Source organism: Streptomyces sp. NPDC051452 (assembly GCF_044454765.1).
In the GTDB taxonomy this organism is placed as follows: Bacteria; Actinomycetota; Actinomycetes; order Streptomycetales; family Streptomycetaceae; genus Streptomyces.
Map to the genome: position 1 here is coordinate 1,228,222 of NZ_JBITEB010000001.1, position 18,682 is coordinate 1,246,903.

General features: G+C 69.0%; 15 protein-coding genes and 1 pseudogene. 8 read left to right on the forward strand and 8 right to left on the reverse strand.

Annotated elements, in window-relative coordinates:
* Positions 1–55 precede the first annotated feature (55 nt).
* Positions 56–1,258, forward strand: a complete 1,203-nt coding sequence (locus ACIBA9_RS05210) for a glycoside hydrolase family 64 protein (protein ID WP_399359940.1) — start codon at positions 56–58, stop codon at positions 1,256–1,258.
* Between the two features lie 190 nt (positions 1,259–1,448).
* On the opposite strand, the gene ACIBA9_RS05215 is transcribed toward ACIBA9_RS05210, so the two are convergent.
* Together ACIBA9_RS05215 and ACIBA9_RS05220 are read right to left on the reverse strand one after the other, a co-directional pair.
* Entirely contained in the window at positions 1,449–2,045 is a 597-nt protein-coding gene (locus ACIBA9_RS05215) for an NADPH-dependent F420 reductase (protein WP_399359941.1), read from the reverse strand.
* A 41-nt stretch (positions 2,046–2,086) separates the two neighbouring features.
* Positions 2,087–2,905: a 3'(2'),5'-bisphosphate nucleotidase CysQ gene (locus ACIBA9_RS05220; protein WP_399359942.1), complete on the reverse strand. Its 819-nt coding sequence runs from the start codon at positions 2,903–2,905 to the stop codon at positions 2,087–2,089.
* 138 nt (positions 2,906–3,043) lie between these two features.
* Between ACIBA9_RS05220 and ACIBA9_RS05225 the strand changes: the two genes are divergently transcribed.
* Complete coding sequence (locus tag ACIBA9_RS05225; protein WP_399359943.1) at positions 3,044–3,949, forward strand: LysR family transcriptional regulator; 906 nt, start codon at positions 3,044–3,046, stop codon at positions 3,947–3,949.
* A gap of 180 nt (positions 3,950–4,129) precedes the next feature.
* Here ACIBA9_RS05225 and ACIBA9_RS05230 read toward each other — a convergent pair whose 3' ends face one another.
* On the reverse strand, positions 4,130–5,128 hold the full coding sequence (locus tag ACIBA9_RS05230; RefSeq protein WP_399359944.1) for an NADP-dependent oxidoreductase: 999 nt from the start codon (positions 5,126–5,128) through the stop codon (positions 4,130–4,132).
* 122 nt (positions 5,129–5,250) lie between these two features.
* Between ACIBA9_RS05230 and ACIBA9_RS05235 the strand changes: the two genes are divergently transcribed.
* Positions 5,251–6,126 carry a LysR family transcriptional regulator gene (locus tag ACIBA9_RS05235; RefSeq protein ID WP_399359945.1) on the forward strand — a complete coding sequence of 292 codons (876 nt, stop codon included), beginning with the start codon at positions 5,251–5,253 and terminating at the stop codon, positions 6,124–6,126.
* 32 nt (positions 6,127–6,158) lie between these two features.
* Here the strand turns inward: ACIBA9_RS05235 and ACIBA9_RS05240 are convergent, their stop codons facing one another.
* On the reverse strand, positions 6,159–7,253 hold the full coding sequence (locus ACIBA9_RS05240) for a MerR family transcriptional regulator (protein ID WP_399360020.1): 1,095 nt from the start codon (positions 7,251–7,253) through the stop codon (positions 6,159–6,161).
* Positions 7,254–7,389: 136 nt separating this feature from the next.
* On the opposite strand from ACIBA9_RS05240, the gene ACIBA9_RS05245 reads away from it, so the two are divergent.
* Positions 7,390–9,432, forward strand: coding sequence for a hypothetical protein (locus tag ACIBA9_RS05245; RefSeq protein ID WP_399359946.1), 2,043 nt, complete (start codon positions 7,390–7,392; stop codon positions 9,430–9,432).
* 332 nt (positions 9,433–9,764) lie between these two features.
* Here ACIBA9_RS05245 and ACIBA9_RS05250 read toward each other — a convergent pair whose 3' ends face one another.
* Positions 9,765–11,198 (reverse strand): M1 family metallopeptidase, encoded by a 1,434-nt coding sequence (locus tag ACIBA9_RS05250; RefSeq protein ID WP_399359947.1) that lies wholly within the window; start codon positions 11,196–11,198, stop codon positions 9,765–9,767.
* 286 nt (positions 11,199–11,484) lie between these two features.
* Here ACIBA9_RS05250 and ACIBA9_RS05255 point away from each other — a divergent pair.
* Positions 11,485–11,650: pseudogene (locus ACIBA9_RS05255) on the forward strand (IS5/IS1182 family transposase); the annotation flags it as partial.
* 321 nt (positions 11,651–11,971) lie between these two features.
* Here ACIBA9_RS05255 and ACIBA9_RS05260 read toward each other — a convergent pair.
* Positions 11,972–12,232: a cyclase family protein gene (locus ACIBA9_RS05260; RefSeq protein ID WP_399359948.1), complete on the reverse strand. Its 261-nt coding sequence runs from the start codon at positions 12,230–12,232 to the stop codon at positions 11,972–11,974.
* 65 nt (positions 12,233–12,297) lie between these two features.
* Positions 12,298–13,881, reverse strand: a complete 1,584-nt coding sequence (locus ACIBA9_RS05265; protein WP_399360021.1) for a purine-cytosine permease family protein — start codon at positions 13,879–13,881, stop codon at positions 12,298–12,300.
* A 392-nt stretch (positions 13,882–14,273) separates the two neighbouring features.
* On the opposite strand from ACIBA9_RS05265, the gene ACIBA9_RS05270 reads away from it, so the two are divergent.
* The 3 genes from ACIBA9_RS05270 (at position 14,274) to ACIBA9_RS05280 (ending at position 16,902) form a co-directional block, all read left to right on the forward strand.
* Positions 14,274–14,444 (forward strand): hydrophobic protein, encoded by a 171-nt coding sequence (locus tag ACIBA9_RS05270; protein WP_093682652.1) that lies wholly within the window; start codon positions 14,274–14,276, stop codon positions 14,442–14,444.
* Positions 14,445–14,935: 491 nt separating this feature from the next.
* The gene (locus ACIBA9_RS05275) at positions 14,936–16,219 is read left to right on the forward strand and encodes a M20 family metallopeptidase (RefSeq protein WP_399360022.1); all 1,284 of its coding nucleotides are present in this window, start codon (positions 14,936–14,938) and stop codon (positions 16,217–16,219) included.
* A gap of 368 nt (positions 16,220–16,587) precedes the next feature.
* Positions 16,588–16,902, forward strand: coding sequence for a DUF6980 family protein (locus ACIBA9_RS05280; protein WP_399359949.1), 315 nt, complete (start codon positions 16,588–16,590; stop codon positions 16,900–16,902).
* 364 nt (positions 16,903–17,266) lie between these two features.
* Here ACIBA9_RS05280 and ACIBA9_RS05285 read toward each other — a convergent pair whose 3' ends face one another.
* Entirely contained in the window at positions 17,267–18,154 is an 888-nt protein-coding gene (locus tag ACIBA9_RS05285) for a neutral zinc metallopeptidase (RefSeq protein WP_399359950.1), read from the reverse strand.
* Between the last annotated feature and the right edge of the window lie 528 nt (positions 18,155–18,682).

Here is an 18,682-nt window from a genome sequence, read left to right on the forward strand (position 1 = left end):
CCCCACCCCCCACTCGCCTCCACGAGGCACACGCACCAAGGAAAGGCACAAGAACATGGCACCACGTCATCAGCGCAGTCTCAGCCGCCGCAAGCTGCTCGTCGCCCTGGGCGGAGCGGCGATAGCGGCGCCCGCCGCGGCGGCCCTGGCTCCCCACGCCCTCGCCGGTACGACGGACAACGTTACGAAGGCCGCAGCGGCAGGGTCGCTCCCGCTGACGATCGTCAACAACAGCGGCTCGTTCGACAACGCCTCGGTGCACGTCTACATCGTCGGCAACCAGGACGGCAAGCAGGTCCGGGTCACCCCTGACGGCACCCTGGCCCCGATATCGTTGTCCGACAACGGCGCGGACGGCTTCACCGACTACGCCCTCTCCCTGCCCGCGAGCGGGGAGGCCCGCCTCACGCTGCCCCGCATGTCCGGCCGCATCTACGTGTCGCTGGGCGAGAAACTGAAGTTCAAGGCCGTCGCGGACGGGAACGGCAACGCGGCACTGCAGTACCCCGCCGGCTGGGTGACCTCCGACCCCAACTACCGCGTCCTGCACGACTGCGCCGAGTTCACCCACAACGCCTCGGGCATGTTCTGCAACACGACCATGGTCGACATGTTCAGCGTGCCGATGAGCATCCGTCTTACGGGAGCCAAGGACCAGACCACGGGCACCCTGCGCGACGGCGGCCGGGCCGCGGTGTTCAGCGCCGTCAAGCAGGTCGCGGAGTTCGCCCCCCTGGTCGTCGACGACCTTCGTGTCATCGCTCCCGGCCACGGGCTCGACGCGGGCCTGTTCGCCAAGGACTACTTCGCCCCGTACATCGACCAGGTGTGGAGCACCTACACCGGTAAGGACCTCACGGTCGCCACCAACGCGGGCACCTTCACCGGCCGGGTACGCGCCGACAAGTTCACCTTCGACGGTCCGGCCCAGGTCGCATTCGGCAAACCGTCCACCCGCGACGTCCTGTTCTGCGACGGCAACCTCGCCGCCCCGAACGACGGCACCACCGGTCCTGTCGCCGCGGTCCTGGGCGCCGGCTTCAACCGCTCCACCCTGCTCGGCAACCCCGCCCAGCCGGTCACCGACGCATCGGCCTTCTACCGGACCGACCTGACGAACCACTACGCGAAGGCCGTTCACGCGGCGACACAGGACGGCAAGGCCTACGGCTTCGCCTTCGACGATGTCGCCGACTTCGCGTCCTACATCCAGGACACCGCACCCACCGGGATCCGGCTGACCCTGACACCGTTCTAGCTGACCCTTACACCGTTCTAGATTTGCTGCCCCGGGACGTTGGGGGCGCGGCCGGCGGGTGGTCGACCTTTCAGCGCGGTGTGTCCCCGGTGGTGATCGCAGGTGTGCAGCGGCATGCAGCGGCCTCTTCCACCCGCTTGTCGAACTTCGTCTGCGTGATGCCGTGCCCCGGCGATGCACTGTGTGCGGATCAGCGGGCGATCGAGATCGCGAAGGGCGCGAATCCGCCGGACCGAATCACGTGCGGTACGAACAGGATCGCGGCCTCTGTGGCGCGGGCGGTCTGGATCCCGCCGAGGTCGGCGATCCAGTCCTCTTGCCAGCCGAGGTCGGTGAGCAGTTCGCGGACGGTCTGCTTGGCCTGCGGGTCGTCGCCGGAGAGGAACGCGGTCGGCGTCTGGGAGAGCGTGGCCGGCGCGGTCATCACCGGGAAGAGCATGGTGTTGAGTGTCTTGACGACGCGCGTCTCGGGGAGCGCTTCCTGGAGTTGTTCGGCGAGGCTAGAGCCGGGGTGGATCAGGTCGGCGGGCAGTCCATCCGGTCCGTCGGTGGTGGCGTTGGAGACGTCCACGAGGATCTTGTCCCGCAGCTCTACGCGTAGAGCTGCGAGCCGGTCCAGCGAACCGGCGCCCGGGGTGGCGTTGACGACGATCCGGGCTGTCCGGGCGGCGTCCGCGGCGGCGCCCGGCGTGCGGTCCGCCACGGTCACCTCGTGTCCTGCCCGGGCGAGGGCTGTGGCCAGGTTGCCGCCGACGCGGCCGTTTCCGAGAACTGCGATCGTGGTCATGATGATGTGGTCCTTTCGTGGGGGCGGGTTGTGGTGCGCGGTCATCGTGAGAGCGTGGCGACGGCCTCGGCATGGACGCCGGGCGCGGCGGCCAGGAAGCTCTCGCTCTGCGGGGTCCAGGGGCGGCCCTCGGCGTCGGAGATCCGTCCGCCGGCCTCGGTGACGAGCAGCGCTCCGGGAAGCAGGTCCGCGCGGGCGCCGGCGAACTGCCAGAAGGCGTCGATCCGGCCGGCGGCCACGTTCAGCAGGTGCAGGGTCGCGGGCACGGCGGTGCGGACGACGAGCGCGTCGAAGAGCATCGCGGTGATCGAGGAGCCGACGCGCCGCACGACCTTCTCGTCCTCGTCGGGCCGGGCCTGGCTGGTGGCCACGATGCTCAGGCCGAGGTCCGCGGTCTGGGAGACGTGCAGCGGCCGGCCGTCGAGGTGGGCGCCCGCGCCGGTGAGCGCGGTGTAGGTCTCGCCGGTCAACGGCAGGTGGACCGCGGTGAGCACCGGCTGGTTCTCGCGCACGAGGGTGGCGGTCACCGCCCACTCCGGCAGGGCGTGCAGGTGGTTGACGTTACCTTCGGCCGGATCCACGACCCACCATTCGCCGGGCGGCAGCGCCCCGCCGTCCAGCTCGTCCTCCACCCAGCCGGCGTCCGGGCGCAGGCGCGTGAGGCGGGGGCGCAGGATGTCGAGGGCCGTGTCGTCGTTGGCGGCGAGCGCGCGCATCAGCTCTTCGCGGGTCTGGTAGCGGACCACCTCGCCAAAGCGCTCGCCCAGCGCCGAACCGGCCGCGCGCACGGCGATCGCGGTCTGACCGAGCAGGTCGGCGTCGGAGGCGGCGACGTCAGTGGTCTGAAGCGTTTCGGACATGGTGGTACTCCCGTGTGAAAAGGGGGGGATGAGGCTGGTCGGGGCAAGGTGTTCGTTCCGTCTTGCGCTCTCGTCTCGAAGCTATACAGCCCATTCATTAACTTCAAATGCATGTCAGGCACGAATACAATTACTCACATGCAATTGGACTTGAATCTGCTCACCGCGCTCGACGCGCTGCTGGAGGAGGGAAGTGTGGCCGGGGCGGCCGCGCGTCTGCACGTCACCGCCCCCGCGATGAGCCGGAGTCTGGGTCGGATTCGGCGCACGACCGGGGATCAGATCCTGGTGCGCACCGGCCGCACGATGACCCCGACGCCGTACGCGATCGCTGTCCGGGAACAGGTCCACGAGCTGTTGCACCAGGTGCAGGGGGTGCTGGCGCCGAGCCGTGAACTCGATCTGGCAACGTTGGAGCGCACTTTCACCCTCCGCTGGCACGATTCCCTGGTCGCCCTGAGCGGCCCCGCACTGCTCACGGCCGTGCGCGGACAGGCGCCGGGCGTGCGATTGCGCTTCGTCGCGGAATCGGGCGTCGACACCCCCGAGTTGCGGCGCGGCGAGGTCGACCTGGAGGCGAACGCCAACCGCCCGAGCGCACCGGACATCCGTGCCGAGAACGTGGGCGAGACCCGCCTCGTCATCGTCGTGAGGCAGGGGCACCCCCTCACCCGCGTCAGGACCGTCACCGCGAAGCGGTACGCCGCCGCCGACCACGTCACCGTCTCGCGACGTGGAAACCTCAGCAATGCCCTCGACGACGCCCTCGCGCGGCTCGGCCTCACCCGCCGCGTGGTGGCGACCGCGCCCACGGAAGCGGCCGCGCTGGAATTCGCGCGCGGCTCCGACCTCCTGGTCAGTGTCCCCGAAGCCACCACCCGGTCAGCGGTCGCCGACCTCGGCCTGGTCGTCCTCCCACTCCCACTCGAACTGCCCTCGGCACCGATATACCTGTCGTGGCATCAGCGCTACGACACCGACCACGCCCACGCCTGGCTGCGCGGGCTGGCGCGAACCGCGCTGGCCATCGGCGGGGTGTCGTAGTCGGCGCCTTCCGGCCGCTTCACCCATACGTCCACGGGACCGCCTCGATGCTGCACGGTGGGCCGCTGTGCGGACGGACCCGCGCGATTTCATCCGTGCCGGGAACACGGCCCAGCCCGAAAGAGTGCGGCACCACCTGGGCAACGTCGTGGTCGGCACCGGCTGTCTGGAGTTCGGCCGTTACGAGACCACCGTCAGCACGATCTTGCCTTGGATGTGACCCTGCGCGGCTCGCGTGTGTGCGTTGCGCGCGTCGGGCAGCGGGTAGGTGCTTTCCACCCCCACCTGGAGATTGCCTTCATCGAACAGGCGCCCGATCGCGGCGAGTTGCGGGCCGTTGGAACGCACCTGAATGTTCGAGACCGTGATGCCCAGAGACGCCGTCTCTTCCGGGTCGTACTGGGCGAAGAACACCGGAAGCATGGTGCCGCCGCGCTTGAGTACGGTCAGGAAACGTGAACTGTCCGGGCCGCCGACGGTGTCGATCACCAGGTCGACACCGCTGACCACGTCCGAGGCCCGCGTCCTGGTGTAGTCGATGAACTCGTCGGCGCCGAGCTCGCGCAGGAACCGCTCGTGCCGGCCCGAGGCCACCGCGATTACATGTGCGCCCTTCCATTTCGCCAGCTGCACCGCGAAGTGGCCCACTCCACCGGCGGCCCCGTTGACCAGCACGGTCATCCCTGGCGTGATCGGCACCGGCCGGTGCACCTGACCGGTGAAAGGAGACGGCACCTCGTGGCCGAGATCAACCAGGTACTGCCAGGCCGTGAGCACGGCCATCGGCGCCGCAGCCGCCCGCACGTGGTCGATACCGGCCGGCTTGTGAGCCAGGTCCGAGGCCGGCGCGGCCACATACTCGGCGTACGTCCGGCCGTCGAATCCGGGGAACCGCAGCATGCCGAAGACCTCGTCACCGACGGCGAAGCCGAGCACGTCCGGAGCGACCGCCTGAACTACGCCCGACATGTCCGTTCCGGGGATCAGGGGGAACTCCAGCGCCGGCCTCATTTCGGCCGGCATGACCTTCAGCCCCTCACGCAGGTACCAGTCCGGCGGGTTGATGCCCACCGCGTGCACCCGGACGAGCACCTCGCCGGGGCCGATCTCGGGAACCGGTACCTCGTCATACCGCAGAACTTCCGGCCCGCCCGCTTCGTGGAACTGGATAGCCTTCATCGCACCTGTCGCCTTCTTCGGGAAACGTTGCTCCTTCAGTCAAGGCCCAGGACGGCATGGCCGTCCAAGACCGGTTCGGCAACCTCATCATTCCGAAACGGCATGACGCCTACGCTGGAAGGGTGAACGATCTCGGACAAGACCTGGAACTGCGGCTGGTGCGCTACTTCACCGTGGTGGCGGCGCACCGGCACTTCGGCCGGGCCGCCGCCGACTTGCACGTGGCCCAGCCGGCGCTGAGCCGCCAGATCCAACGGCTCGAGAAGTACCTCGGCGCACGACTGCTGGACCGCGAGCCCAAGGGCACCCGGCTCACTCCGGCCGGGCAGAAATTCCTCCCCCGTGCCCAAGCCCTGCTGAAGGCCGCCCGCCAGGCCGAACTGGCCGTGCATGAACAAGCCGAGACCGAACGAATCGCCATCGGCTACGTCGAAGACCTGGTGATCACTGCCGCCGTACGGGAACTGCGCCGCCGCTACCCGGACGCCGAGATCGCCACCCGGTACCTGAGCTGTCGCGACGTCGGGGCGCTGTCCGACAAGCGCGTCGACGCCCTGATCGCGCGGGTTCCGCTGCCGCTCGCCACCGACGACGTGATCACCACCCCGCTGTACGAGGAGCCCCGGATGCTCGTGGTCCCGCGAGGCCATCCCTTGGCCGACCGCGCGTCGGTGACCGCGGAGGAACTGGCTGGCGAGGAGGCGGCGCCGTGCGCGTTCGAGACCGTGGAGTGGACCTCCTACCGGGTCCTCGGGGCCGGAGTGCCGCCGATCGAGAGCTACGAGGACAAACTCGAACTCGTCGCGAGCGGCAGGGCTATCGCCGTGCTACCGGTCGGCGATCGGCGCAGCTCACTGCGTCACGACCTCGTCACCGTCCCGGTCGAGGGCGCTCCCCCGAGCCAGGTCGTCCTGGTCAGCCGCAAGGGCGACCCGAATCCGATGATCAGGAATCTCCGCCTGGCGGCCAAGGCCGCCCTGACCGCCCCGGCAGCCTGACCAGTGGAGGGGCGGGGTCCAGCCGCGCGTGGTTAGTTCTCCAGGCGGACAGGCATCAGTAGCGAAAAGGTGTCCTCCGTGTCGGTACGGCGGATCGCCAGGGGTGCTGTAGGGGCGCCGAACTCCAGCAGCAGTTCGTCCCGGGCTCCGGCGGCGAGGGCTTGCAGAAGGAACTCACGGTTGACGGCGATACGGTCCTGATCGTCGTCACCGTCTTCGCAGACGGTCACCACGCCGTCGGCCGCCACCTTGAGCACGGTGAGGTCACAGGGCACGCCGTCCTGCTCGCGCACCTCGCTCGCACGGACGGGACCGGTCTCCACCATCTCCCGGAAAGCCGGGACATCGACAAGGGCACGGCGCCCTGCCGGCAGGCGGATGAGGCGACGGTAATCAGGAAAGTCGTGATCGAGGCATTGGCCGGCTGCCTGACCGTTCCCCGTCTCCAAGGCCACGCGGTCACCATCCACCGTGAGCTGAACGGATGCGTCGTCACTCAGCAGCGCCCGCATCGCGTCGACGAGCGGGGACGGCACGATGATCTGCACACGGGGGCCGCCATGCCCGGTGGCAGCGGCCCGTGCGACAGCCATCCGGTACCGGTCGGTGGCCACGACACGGAACATGTCGCCCTCGATGTCGAACAGGACACCACCGAGCATCGGCAGCTCCGGGTCGGTACTGGCGGCGAAACGGACCGCGTCCAGCGCGGCGGCCAAGTCGGGTGCGAAGACAGCCGACCGGACGGTCGTGGTGCGGAGCGAAGTCATGGGGTTCTCCCTGCATTCGAGTAGTGCTCGGATCGTGGAGAACTCATTGCGGGCATCGGACAGCCCGAGTTCGAGACGGCGCAGATGCGCCTGGAGCAGCTTGCGCACCAGGTCGGTGTCCGCACCGGACCATCCGGCCAGTACCAGCCGAATATCCGCCAACGGCATACCAGCCCGGCGCAGCCGGGCCAGCAACCGGGACTCCTCAAGCTGCTCCGGGCCGTACCAGCGGTAGCCGCTCACCGGATCCACCCAGGCCGGGACCAGTACGCCGGCACCGTCGTAGAACCGCAGGGCGCTCACGCTCAGTCCACTGTCCCGGGCCATCTCACCAATACTGCGCATCTCGCTCTCCACACCCAGCACTCTGAGCCCTCCACCAAGTCGAGGGTCAACAGCCGGACGACTCGAACACTGAACAGCTGTTCGGTGCCCCGGTGGGTGGATGGCAGGATGTCAGTCGGTCGACGTACGGCGGACTTACGGGGTGGTAGTGGCGGGGACTTCGGTCGAGGCGGTGGACGCGGTGGACTGGAGCCGCTTCCGGACGGGCGTGCCGGAGCACCATCCGGTCAAGGAGATCCCGCAGGCGCTGCGCCACCTGGTCAGGCGAGGCCCGGCGGCGACGGAGGAGGACTGCCACCCGCTGTACTCCTGCCTGTTCGCCCCGGGGGGCGGGCTGCCGTCGGCCGCGGTCGCGGCCCTGCCGTTCCTCACGGCGCTCGCCTCCGACCCCGCCAACGGCGCACGAGTCACTCTCGTCGAACTGCTCGGCGCCCTGAAAGGTGCGGCGTGCGAGGCCGGTGAACAGGACAGGCACGGAGCGTGGTGGGAGGAGTGGCGGCGTCAGGACGACAAGATCACGGCGCTCCTCGCGGACCCCGCGCCGAGCGTCCGGCGGGCCGCCCTCCTCCTCGGGGACGACGACGCGCTGCTGAATCGGTGGCATGGCGAGAGGGCCCCGGCCGTACGTCTGCCCCTCCTGCTGGCTCTGGGCACCCGCGCCGCGACGACCGCCGACGCGCCCGAGACCGGGTCTCCCGGCGGCCGGCACCGGTTCACCCGCGTGGTGGAGGCGGTGCTGAGCCGGGTGCTGAGCGACGACGAGCCGGTGATGAAGGTCGCGGCCGTGATCGCCCAGGCCTCCCTCGACCGCGCCGCCCCACTCCGGCACGCCGACCTGCTGCTGGACGTCCTCGCCGATCCTGCCGTACGGCCCCGGTTCGAGCGGATCTGGTGGCTGCCGGACGTCGAGATGCCCTTCACCCGTGACGACGTCGCCGCATGGGTGTCCGGTCTCCTCGACCACGTTCCCCCGGCCGCCCTGTCATTCGTGACCCGGCTGGCCGAGGCGGCGGAACGCACCGCGGACGACGGGCTGCGCCGGGTCGTCCTGGACGAGGCGTGGCGGCACCTGGTGCTGCGGCGTTCCGCGGCACCGACGGTGCTGCCCCTCGCGGCACGGCTGCTGGACTGTGCCGACGACTGCGTGCGGCTCAAGGCCGCGCACCTCCTCGCGATGCTCGCCCCTGACTCCGGCCCGTACGCCGACCGCCTGGCGGCACTGCTCGACGATCCCGGAACCGACGAGATCTCCTGGATCGAGGGGACCGTCGGCGACTTCGCGCGCTGGGCCCTGGTCCGGCTGGGCGACCCCCGCGGCCTCCCCGGTCTGGTCGAGTCTCTCTGGGCGCCCTACCGGGAGCAGTTCGGGCGCAGCTGGACAGCGGGCGATCCGCGCCGGCCGGAGATGCACGAAGTCCTCGCGCCGCTGCGCGAGCACGCAGACGTCCTGCTGCCCGCGCTGCTGGAGGAGGTGCGGAAGGACCACGAGCGACACGGCGACCACGGCGAGATCATGGGCACCTTGCTGCACGTCGCCGAGGAGTGGGGCCCGGACGCGCTGCCCGTGCTCCCGGTCGTCCTGCCACTCCTGAAGGACACGCGGTACTCGTTGCGGGTGGTCGACGTGCTGCTGGCGATGGGCCCCGCAGCCGCCTCTACGGCGTCCGCCGTGCGCGACGCGGTCGTCCTCGACCACCCGGCCAACCACCACAGGATTACGTGGGCCGCGTGGCGCATCGCGGGAGGTGACGACGGCACCGCCCTGAGGCTCCTGGGTGAGGCGGTGCACGACGAGCAGGCGTCGCCGTACGGACCGGTCCGCTTCCTGTCCGACTTCGGCCCCGCCGCCGCGGCGCACGCCGCACGGGTGCGTGAGGTCATGGAGAGCACCGAGTACGGGAGGGCGACGGCGGCGGTCACCCTGTGGGCGATCACCTGCGATCCGGGTGCCAGCCTGGCGGTCTTGGAGGAGGTCGTCCTGCGCTTCACCGGGGACGACGACCGCTACGGCGACCTGGCCGAGGCACTCCGTGGGTTCCTGCGCATCGGCACGGTCACGCCCGCAGCACGGCAGGCGCTGCGCCTCGTCGGGGCCCGCGATCTGCGGCTCTCCAACCATCGGGACTACCGGGCCGTCCTCGCCGACCAGGAACTCCGCTCCGCCATCGCCGCGGTGCTCGCGCTCCCCTGAAGTCCGGTGGCGTCGATAATGTCGGTAATGAAGAGAAAGCCGCTGGTGGTGGTTAGCCAAGCCGGCGACTGGCCAATCTCTGACATCCGGTCTGCTCGGCTCTCCAGGGCCGCGTCGTTCAGGTGATGTGTCCTGGTTGATCACATGATGCCGAGGGTGATCAGTGGACGGTTGGCGTCGCGTCAGCCCCCGCCGACCACCCCGCAGTTCTGCCCCAGCTCCTGAAGCCCCATCAACCCGGATGCACCGTCGGAACGACGCCGCCCTGCCCGCGTACCCCGTCATCGTGGCGCCGACGGGGTACGCCCGTCACCCGCGAGCGGAGTGCGACTTCAGCGGATGCGGTGCTTCTGCCAGAAGGGGCCGAGGTCCCTGTGTGTCATCGACTGTGCGGCCTTCTTGAAGTCGACGGTGGTGGAGACGCCGTACCAGTGGTCGTGGGCGTACTTCTTGATGAGGCGCGCCATGGTGCCGGCCCCGAGGACGTGCTCCAGGTCGGCCAGGACGCAGGGGCCGATCCCGTACACGACCTGGGAGTACTCGCCACGGTGTGTAGACCAGTAGGCCATCGAGTTGGTGAGCGCGGCGGTGGCGCTCGGCCAGGAGTTGTTCGGCGAGCACTCGAATCCGTCCCAGCGGTAGTAGCGCGCGTTGGCGTACTGAGCGAAACTCTCGTCCAGCCAGGGTGAGTTGTACTCGTCGTTGCCCACGACGCCGTACCACCACTGGTGGGCGATCTCATGGACGGTGGCGCCGCCCTCCTCCTCGGTGCCGAGGATGACCAGGCCGGGGTACTCCATGCCGCCGGCGAACCCGGGGGTCATCACGAGGTCTATCTCGCCGTACGGATAGCGGCCGAACTCCCTGCCGAACCGGTCGATGGCGGCGACGCCGTCCTTGCGGTTGAGGCGGACACCGGCGGCGGGCGTGTTCGGCGACCAGTACGACTTCACGCGCACGCCGTCGGGCGAGGTCTGGGTCGCGGTGCGGAACGGGCCCGCCGCCCATGCGAAGTCCCGCACCCGCTTGGCGACGCTGTGGCTGACCGTACGCCCGGTACCGCCGGGGCGGGTCCATGTGCTGCCGGTCGCCGGGACCTTGAGGGCGGACGGGTGGTCGAGGCGCACCCGGAAGTCGCTCGCCAGGGTGTAGAAACTCTCGCCGTACGACACATACGGATCGAGGTGCCACCCCCTCGCGTCGTGCACGGCGAGGACCGGCAACGCGTTGCCCAGGAAGCGGAACGCGCCTTCGCGGCCGAAGCGGTTGTTGCGTGCGGGCACGGTGAGGGCCACGTCGAAGGAGACGGCAGTCCGCTCACCGCGTGCGAGCGGCCTCGGCAGAGCGATGCGCAACGCCGTGCACTTCACGCCGGGGCGGCCCGGAGTGCCGCCGCGCACGTGGGAGACGCGGACGGGGGACGGTCTTCCGGATGTCCCGCAGCCGTCCTCGCCATTGCCCCACAGACGTATGTACACCTCACGCAGGGGCCGGCTGGAGGCGTTGCGGAAGGACACCGTCTGCCGGCCCGCCCAGTGGGAGCCGTCGGCGTCGGCGCGCAGCTTCACGTCGTAGCTGGGGCGGTCGGGCGTCGCGGGTTCGGCCGCGCTCACCGCGGCGCCGGGCGCCGGACCGGACGGCGTGCCGGCCTCGGCCACGGTGGAGCCTGCTGTCGCGAGCAGCGCGAGCAGGGCGACCAGCAGACGGCGACCGGTTCTTGAGGGGCCCGTGGGCGACGAAGGAAACGAAGGCACGGCAGACGACATGACAGATGACATGCCAGCGGATCTTGTCACAGGGTTCCCCACGGCCGACACAGGCCCGCGCGAAGAGGGGAGGTCGGCTCCGCTTGGGCGGCGAAAATGCCAGGGCACGCAGGGAATGTTCACTGTACGTTGGCGCACAGTGAGGTCTTCTCAGCAACGTGACCGTTGCGCTACGTGACGAGTCGTCAGTGTCCCCTGCGGAGACTGACCTGACGTCAGGAACACGAGAAGCCCCTGGTAGGAACAGGTCCGCGAAGATCACGTTCCCGGCAAGAGGCTTCACGCGTTGACGAGTGTCACCTACACCGCCGTGCTCGACGTCAGCAGGGCCACCGCCGAGCACCTCGGGAAGCTGCTCGCCCAAACACCGCGAGCGACTCGGCACCCGCAAGGGCACCCGGGCGCTGGGCCCGTTCAAACAGGCAGTGCTGGTGCTGCATCATGTGCTCAACCAGGACACATCACCTGAACGACGCGGCCCTGGCTCGGCTCTCCGATCTCCCCGGCGTTCCCGGCGAACGAACAGAAATGGGTCTGTGCCCTCACTGATCCCTGCCGGAGTCATGGTCGCGACGAGCTATCTCGATCCTGCCGGCGGTCTTCTCATGCGCGTTGCTGGGCGGCGCGGTGGCCCGCACGGCCGGATTGGACTGAATTGGGCCCGATCACCTCCGCCCTGGAGCTGCTGCGGCCGCGGCCCGGCTCGATCCTGCTGCCGGCCACCGGGTGGTCGCGATACTGGGGAACCGACGACGACCTCGCCCATCCCTGGCTCACGCCCGAGGCGGCAAAGGCCGTGGTCGCGGCGGATTGCCTAGCAGGCCGGCAGTGATCGGCGCCCGCACGGGCACACCGTGGACCTCGGTGACGACGGCCGGCCCCGCGAACCGCTCCAGCGGCAGATCGTCCAGTGCGGGCCACGCCTCATCCAGGTGGTAGGGCGCGTCGACATGCGTCCCGTACTGCGACCCCATGCGCAGCCGCAGGACGTTCACCTCGTGCTCGGCGACCCGCAACGCCCCGGAGACCTCCATCCCGGGTCACCGGCATCCTGGTGACCACGGGCACGGACAGGTCGAGCCAGCTCGCTATCAGCGCATCAACCGCCTTCGACGGCGAGGGCCTCGGGCGTGCCCTCGCTGTCCGTACCAGGACCGGTGATCGGCGGCACCGGCACATCGATCGAACGGGCCAGCCGCGGGCCATCGGGCCCGTACACCGCCCGAGGCTCGGGGAACAGCCGCACCATCGCCAGGTACAGCACGGCGGCGACGGCCAGCGACAGCGGCAGGCTGATGTCGACGCCGTTCACGAGATCGCCCAGCGGTCCGACGAACTGGCCGGGGATGTCGGTGAACAGCACACCGACCACGGCACCCACCCACCAGGCCGTCATTCCGCGCCAGTTCCAGCCGTGCGTGAACCAGTAACGGCCGCCGCGCTGACGGCGGTTGAAGACCTGGAGGGCGTCCGGGTCGTACCAGCCGCGCCGGGTGTAGAACCCGAGCATCATCACGACCATCCAGGGCGTGGTGCAGGTGATGATCATCGTCGCGAACGTCGAGATGGACTGCACCAGGTTGAAGCCGAAGCGGCCGATGAAGATGAACGCGATCGACAGGACTCCGACCAGGATCGTTGCCTGTACCCGCGACAGCTTCGGGAACACCGACGAGAAGTCGAGCCCGGTGCCGTACAACGACGTCGTGCCGGTCGACATGCCGCCGATCAGGGCAAGCAGACACACCGGCAGGAAGAACCAGCTCGGTGAGATGGCCAGCAGGCCGCCCACGAAGTCCGGGGCCGCCGGATCGACGTACTTCGGTGCCTTGGCCGCGATGATGCTGGCTGTCGCGAGCCCGAACACGAACGGCAGCAGGGTGGCAATCTGGGACAGGAACGCGGCGCCGACAACCTTGCGGCGCGAGGTGTTCGCCGGGATGTAGCGCGACCAGTCGCCGAGGAACGCGCCGAAGGACACCGGGTTGGACAGAACGATCAGCGCCGCGCCGATGAAGGAGGGCCAGAACAGCGCCCGCGTCGCCGAGTCGGCCGAGGCCGTGAAGGCACCGGCGTATGAGGGATCGAAGTCACCGGCGAAGGCGATCGCGCCGAGCAGGAAGAGCAGGGTCGCCGAGGTCACCGCGATCTTGTTGACGAACAGCATGAACCGGAACCCGTACACGCACACCGCGAGCACCAGGCAGCCGAAGAGCCCGTACGCGACCACGTACGACAGATTGTTCTGCTCCAGTCCGAACAGCCGGTGCGCGCCGCCCACCAGGGCGTCTCCGGAGCTCCACACCGAGATGGAGAAGAACGCGACGGCCGTGAGCAGCGACAGGAACGAACCGACGACCCGGCCGTGCACGCCGAGGTGTGCGGAGGAGGCGACGGCGTTGTTGGTGCCGTTGACCGGACCGAACATCGCCATCGGGCACAGGATCAGCGCGCCGACGACGACTCCTAGGAGGGTGGCCGCCAGCCCTTGCCAGAACGAGAGGCCGAAAAGGATGGGGAAGGCTCCCAGGACACAGGTGGAGAAGGTGTTCGCACCGCCGAAGGCGACCCTGAACAGGTCGCCCGGCGACGCTGAGCGGTCCACGTCGGGGATGCGCTCGACGCCGTAGGCCTCCACCTCGGTGAGAGACGGCGACGACGTGGCGGGGGAGTTCTCGGACAAGGGGGTGCTCCAACGAAGTGCCTGGGCCCGGACGCGGGCGATGGAGCGCGTGATGGCGCGAAGGGAGAACGGCTCCGCTGCCGCCGCGGGGGTGTGAGGCGGCAACGGAAAGCCGTTTTGGAAAGGTGTGCCGACGTTAAGGCCCGGCCGGTGACTGTGCCAGAGGGTAAAACATCCATCATGCGCGCCAGAAGTGGAGCATTCGTCCAGCGGCAACACCCGTGCCGGCCGCTGCCATGCCGCATGAGTTGGTGCTGCGGTGCGTGAGAGGCGGAGCCGGGGGAACCATGCAGGGCGGCGCGTATGTGCCCCCAACTTCCCGGAAGAAACACACATTTCCTGTGCTTGTAGGCGTGATGTAAGGGCATCCGGTGGCCAGGAGGTTGATAACTATGGTTCCCCTGCTTCTGGTTCTTCTGCTGGCTCTGATCCTCTTCGGTGCGGGTTTCGCACTGAAGGCGCTGTGGTGGATCGCGGTGATCGTGCTCATCGTGTGGCTGCTCGGCTTCGTCGTCCGTACGGCGGACAGTGGCGGCCGCAAGGGCCGCTGGTACCGCTGGTAGACGCATCACGCCCGGCGAGCAGCGCACAACGCGCGTACAGCGTTTGGGGCCCCGGCCATATACGGCCGGGGCCCCAAACGCTGTACGCGCGTGACGGAGGGGAGAGATCGGGCTTATCGGACGCACCGCAGGGTACGTGAGACATACACCGGCCCCGCAGGCCCAGCAGTGGAACCCTGCTCCTCCTGTCTGCGGGGCCGTTGTATGCCCTTGTACGACACACCATCGTCTTCGACTCCCGAACTGGGTATGCCATCCCTCTGTCTGCGGCTGACCTCTGCTCGCGCGGACGTGAGCCGCAGACCGTGATCATGTACAGCACTGCGGTTTTCTCGTATGTGTCTCTCAACGCGACGATGCCCCATGGTGTGGCTATCCCCACCGCCGGGAGGTGGCTCACCGGATGGGCAATGACATCGATGCGCGGCGATCGTATGCCCCAGAAGACGACTTGAGCCAAAGGGGTAACAGTGGATCGTCCAACAGAGCACGTGCTCGCGCGCCGCGCGCTACTGGCCGGTGCAGCGGCGGCCGGTGTGGGAATGGTGTGGGGAGGCGCGGGGACGGCCGTCGCGGGTGGGTTAAGAGGGCCGGTGAAGCAGGCGGCGGTGGCCGCCGAGGCGGCGCGTCTGGAGCACGTGCTGATTCAGCTGCGGCGGGACATTCATCGGCATCCCGAGGCCCCGGGGCAGGAAGAGCGCACGGCCGCTGTCGTGGCCCGGGAACTGCGGGCGGCGGGACTGGCCGTCACCACCGGAGTGGGGGGCCACGGGGTCGTCGGCGTCCTGCAGGGCTCGCGTCCAGGCCGGACCGTTGCCTACCGGGCGGACATGGACGCGGTTCCGCCCAAAGACATCGTCGGAGGAGGTCCCGCGCCGGCCCATCTCTGCGGACACGACATCCACACCACGGTGAGTATCGGTGTCGCGCGGGTCCTGGCGCGCCTGCGGCGGCAATTGAGCGGAACGGTGGTCTTCCTTTTCCAGCCTGCCGAGGAGATGCTGTCCGGCGCCCGCGCACTGATCGACTCAGGTGTGTTGGAGCGCGAGCACGTCGAGGAAATCCATGCGCTGCACTGCGGACCGTTCCCGGTCGGCCAGTTCGCCGTGACTCCGGGCTATGGGATGCCGGGCCAGGACAAGGCGGAGGTGACCCTCTCCGGGCCGGACGCACTCGATGCCGCGCGGCGCTTGGCCGTCGATATCGGCGCGCTCGCAACCGTGGCTCTACCACAGACGCCAGCCGACCTGGAGCGGATCGTCGCTGACGCCCAGACACCTGACGGGCCTCTGGCCCGGTTCGTAGCCCTCCGGGCAGCAGCCCAGGAAGCCAAAGTGAGCGTGTCCTATCGCTGCTGGCCGCAGGAGCGGTACGTGCAGGTGCGCGAAAGTATTCGTCGGGTGGCCATGCCATATGCGGGGGCCGAGGTGAGCTTCCCCGCTGAGCCTTTCCCTGCCCTGGTTTGTCCAGAACCCGACGGCCGCCTGCTCGCCCACCACCTGCGCCGCACAGTCGGCCAGGACAGGGTCACCGAGCTCTGCGCCGCCTTCCCGCCCTTCAGCGGCGAGGACTACGCCCTCTTCTTGAACCGGCTCCCCGGTACGTACACCTTTCTCGGTGTCCGTGCACCTGGCACCTCCATCACAACGAGCTATCCGCATTTCCCCGACTTCTCTCCGGATGAGCGTGCCATCGGCGTCGGCGTATGGGCGATGGCCGGCTGGATCGCTGAGCGCACTCACCGAGCCCAGGGCCTGTCAGGCGGCCCCAGGTAGCGCAGCCCACCCGGCAGAGCCGCTCAGGCCGCCACGAGCCGATCCGAGGGGCCGCCCGGAAACGCCGGCCGGGGGCGCTTCACCGCACGTGTACTGAGTGCGCAGGGTACGAGCGGCCCGGGAGCGTGCGCGCCGGGCCGCACCAGCGCGCACGCGGTCGGGACGGGTGGCGGCGAACGGGAAGCGTATGCCGTTGATCAGCTGCCGTCGGCTCCATACCGGTGGCCGGCCAGGCTTCTCACCTTTCGGCAGCATCGCCGCCAGCACCGTCCATTGCGCGTCTGTCAGATCCCCGGGTGCCACTCGATGATCACCACAGACCGTGATCTACTTCTGGTCACGGTGGCGATCAACGAGAAGCCGAGGTCATGACCAATCACTGCTGCGAGACGATGGCCAACCGCGTTAACGTGCGCTGCGACCAGCACGACGACCCCTTCGCCTGCCCGGACGCCCTTATTGACTTCAGTGCCAAGTTCCAGGAGTACGGGCTGATCATCCATGACGGTGGCACGTCCAGCATCACGCTCTACTTCTGCCCCTGGTGCGGACGACGCCTCCCCGAGTCGCACCGGGACCGATGGTTTGCCGAGCTGGAGCGCCGCGGGATCGATCCGTGGGAGAACGAGGTGCCTGCCGAGTTCCAGGACGACCGCTGGCTCACCTCTCTGCACCAGGAGTAACGAACCAGCAGCCTTGGGCCACTTCTGAAACACGGCCCAGTGGGCCTGTGCCCCAGGTATGGACCCGTGGCCCGCCCGAGCAGCGTGCGAACGGGGTGATCTTCGCGGCCGACCACGGTGAGGCCGGCGCCCTCAACGAGCTCGGCCGGGGTAGCAGGTGGCCCACCGCCGTGAGCGACCCCACCACCGACTGGTGGTGGGGTCCGGGTAACCCTGATGCCACGACCGTGGTGGCCGTCGTATGAGCGAGGGGACTGGCACGCCTTTGTCGGCCGCTGCTCACCAACCGCGGCGCGGCAGAGTACGCGATCTGCCCACCAGCGGCGGCCCACGGCCGGGCGTCGTACCGTGGCTGTCAGTGTGGTCAGCTGAACGTGTCGCAGCTGGCGACGCGGCCGGAGCGGTAACCGTTGGAGAACCATTGCTGGCGCTGGCTCGCGGAGCCATGGGTCCAGGTATCGGGGGTGACCTTGCCCTGGTAGCGCTGCTGGATACGGTCGTCTCCGACCGCGGCGGCCGCGTCCAACCCGCGGTTGATGTCGTCCTTCGTCAAGTCGGTGATCAGCGGCTTACCACTCTTGGGGTCGGGGGTGGTCGTGGCGTGGTGGGCCCACACTCCGGCGTAGCAGTCCGCCTGCAACTCGAGTTTCACCGAGCCGCTGTTCTGGCCCTTTCCGCTGCCGCGGGAGATCGATCCGCTGAGGTCCTGGAAGTGGTGGCCGTATTCGTGCGCGATGACGTAGGCCTCGGCGAACGGGCCGCCCTTGGCGCCGAACTTGCTGCTCAGGTCGTTGAAGAAGCCGAGGTCGAGATAGACCTTGTCATCGGCCGAGCAGTAGAAGGGGCCGACGTCGGAAGTCGCGTTCCCGCAACCGGTGTTCACACTGCCGGTGAACAGGTACGTGGGGGCCTGCTGGTAGGGCTTGCCGGCGGCTGTCTCCGTCTGCTTCCAGAATGCCTGCACGCTGTCGACCACGGCGACGATCCGGCACTCCTCCTTGCGGTTGGCGTCGGCACCGGTCCGGCAGTTCGCCGAGAGGTCCGCGGCCGGCTTGCCGGACGAGGACGTGTCACTGCTGCCCGAGCCGAACATGCCGGGGTCGACACCCAAGAGCACGGACGCGACCAGCACCACGAGCCCGACCAGTCCTCCGCCGACGGTCTTACCGCCCCCCGGGATCCCGCCCAGTGCACCTCCCCGCCCATCCGCGACCTCGGACGTGTCCAGAGCAGCATCGTCGTCGAATTGCATACGTGACCCTCCCTCAAGCAGCGCGCCGGACCGCCCCGCGTCGTCCGCTCGCCTACCCCGTACGAGGACATTCCCATCCCGTCCTCCTCCTGCTCCGCCTCTCGGAGGAGCCGGCGGCCGATGCCGCGACGTCGCTCTGCGGGTGAACGGCGGACCGCCGCGCGCCGCTCACGGGGGAGGCACTGAGTCGTCAGCCATGCGGGACTTCACGCGTCGCCCTGCTCCATCAGTGCAAGCGCCTCGCGGTCCGCTGGGAACGACGCTGCAGACAGAGCTGATCACCCACTGGCCTCGGCCCCGGCGACCGCGTCGGCCAGGGCGGCAGCAGCGGTTCGATCAGCGCCCACGAGTCATCGTCCACCGTCCACGGCCGAGTCGTCACACCCGCCGAGCGATCAGATCGTCACGACAGTCACGCTCGACCGGGACACCTCAGCAAGATCTCTTGGCGGGCTTACACAGCCATGCGGTGTGTTCCGATTTCGCCACCCAGTCAGCTGGGCCCACCGTGAGGCTACGGGCGTGAGA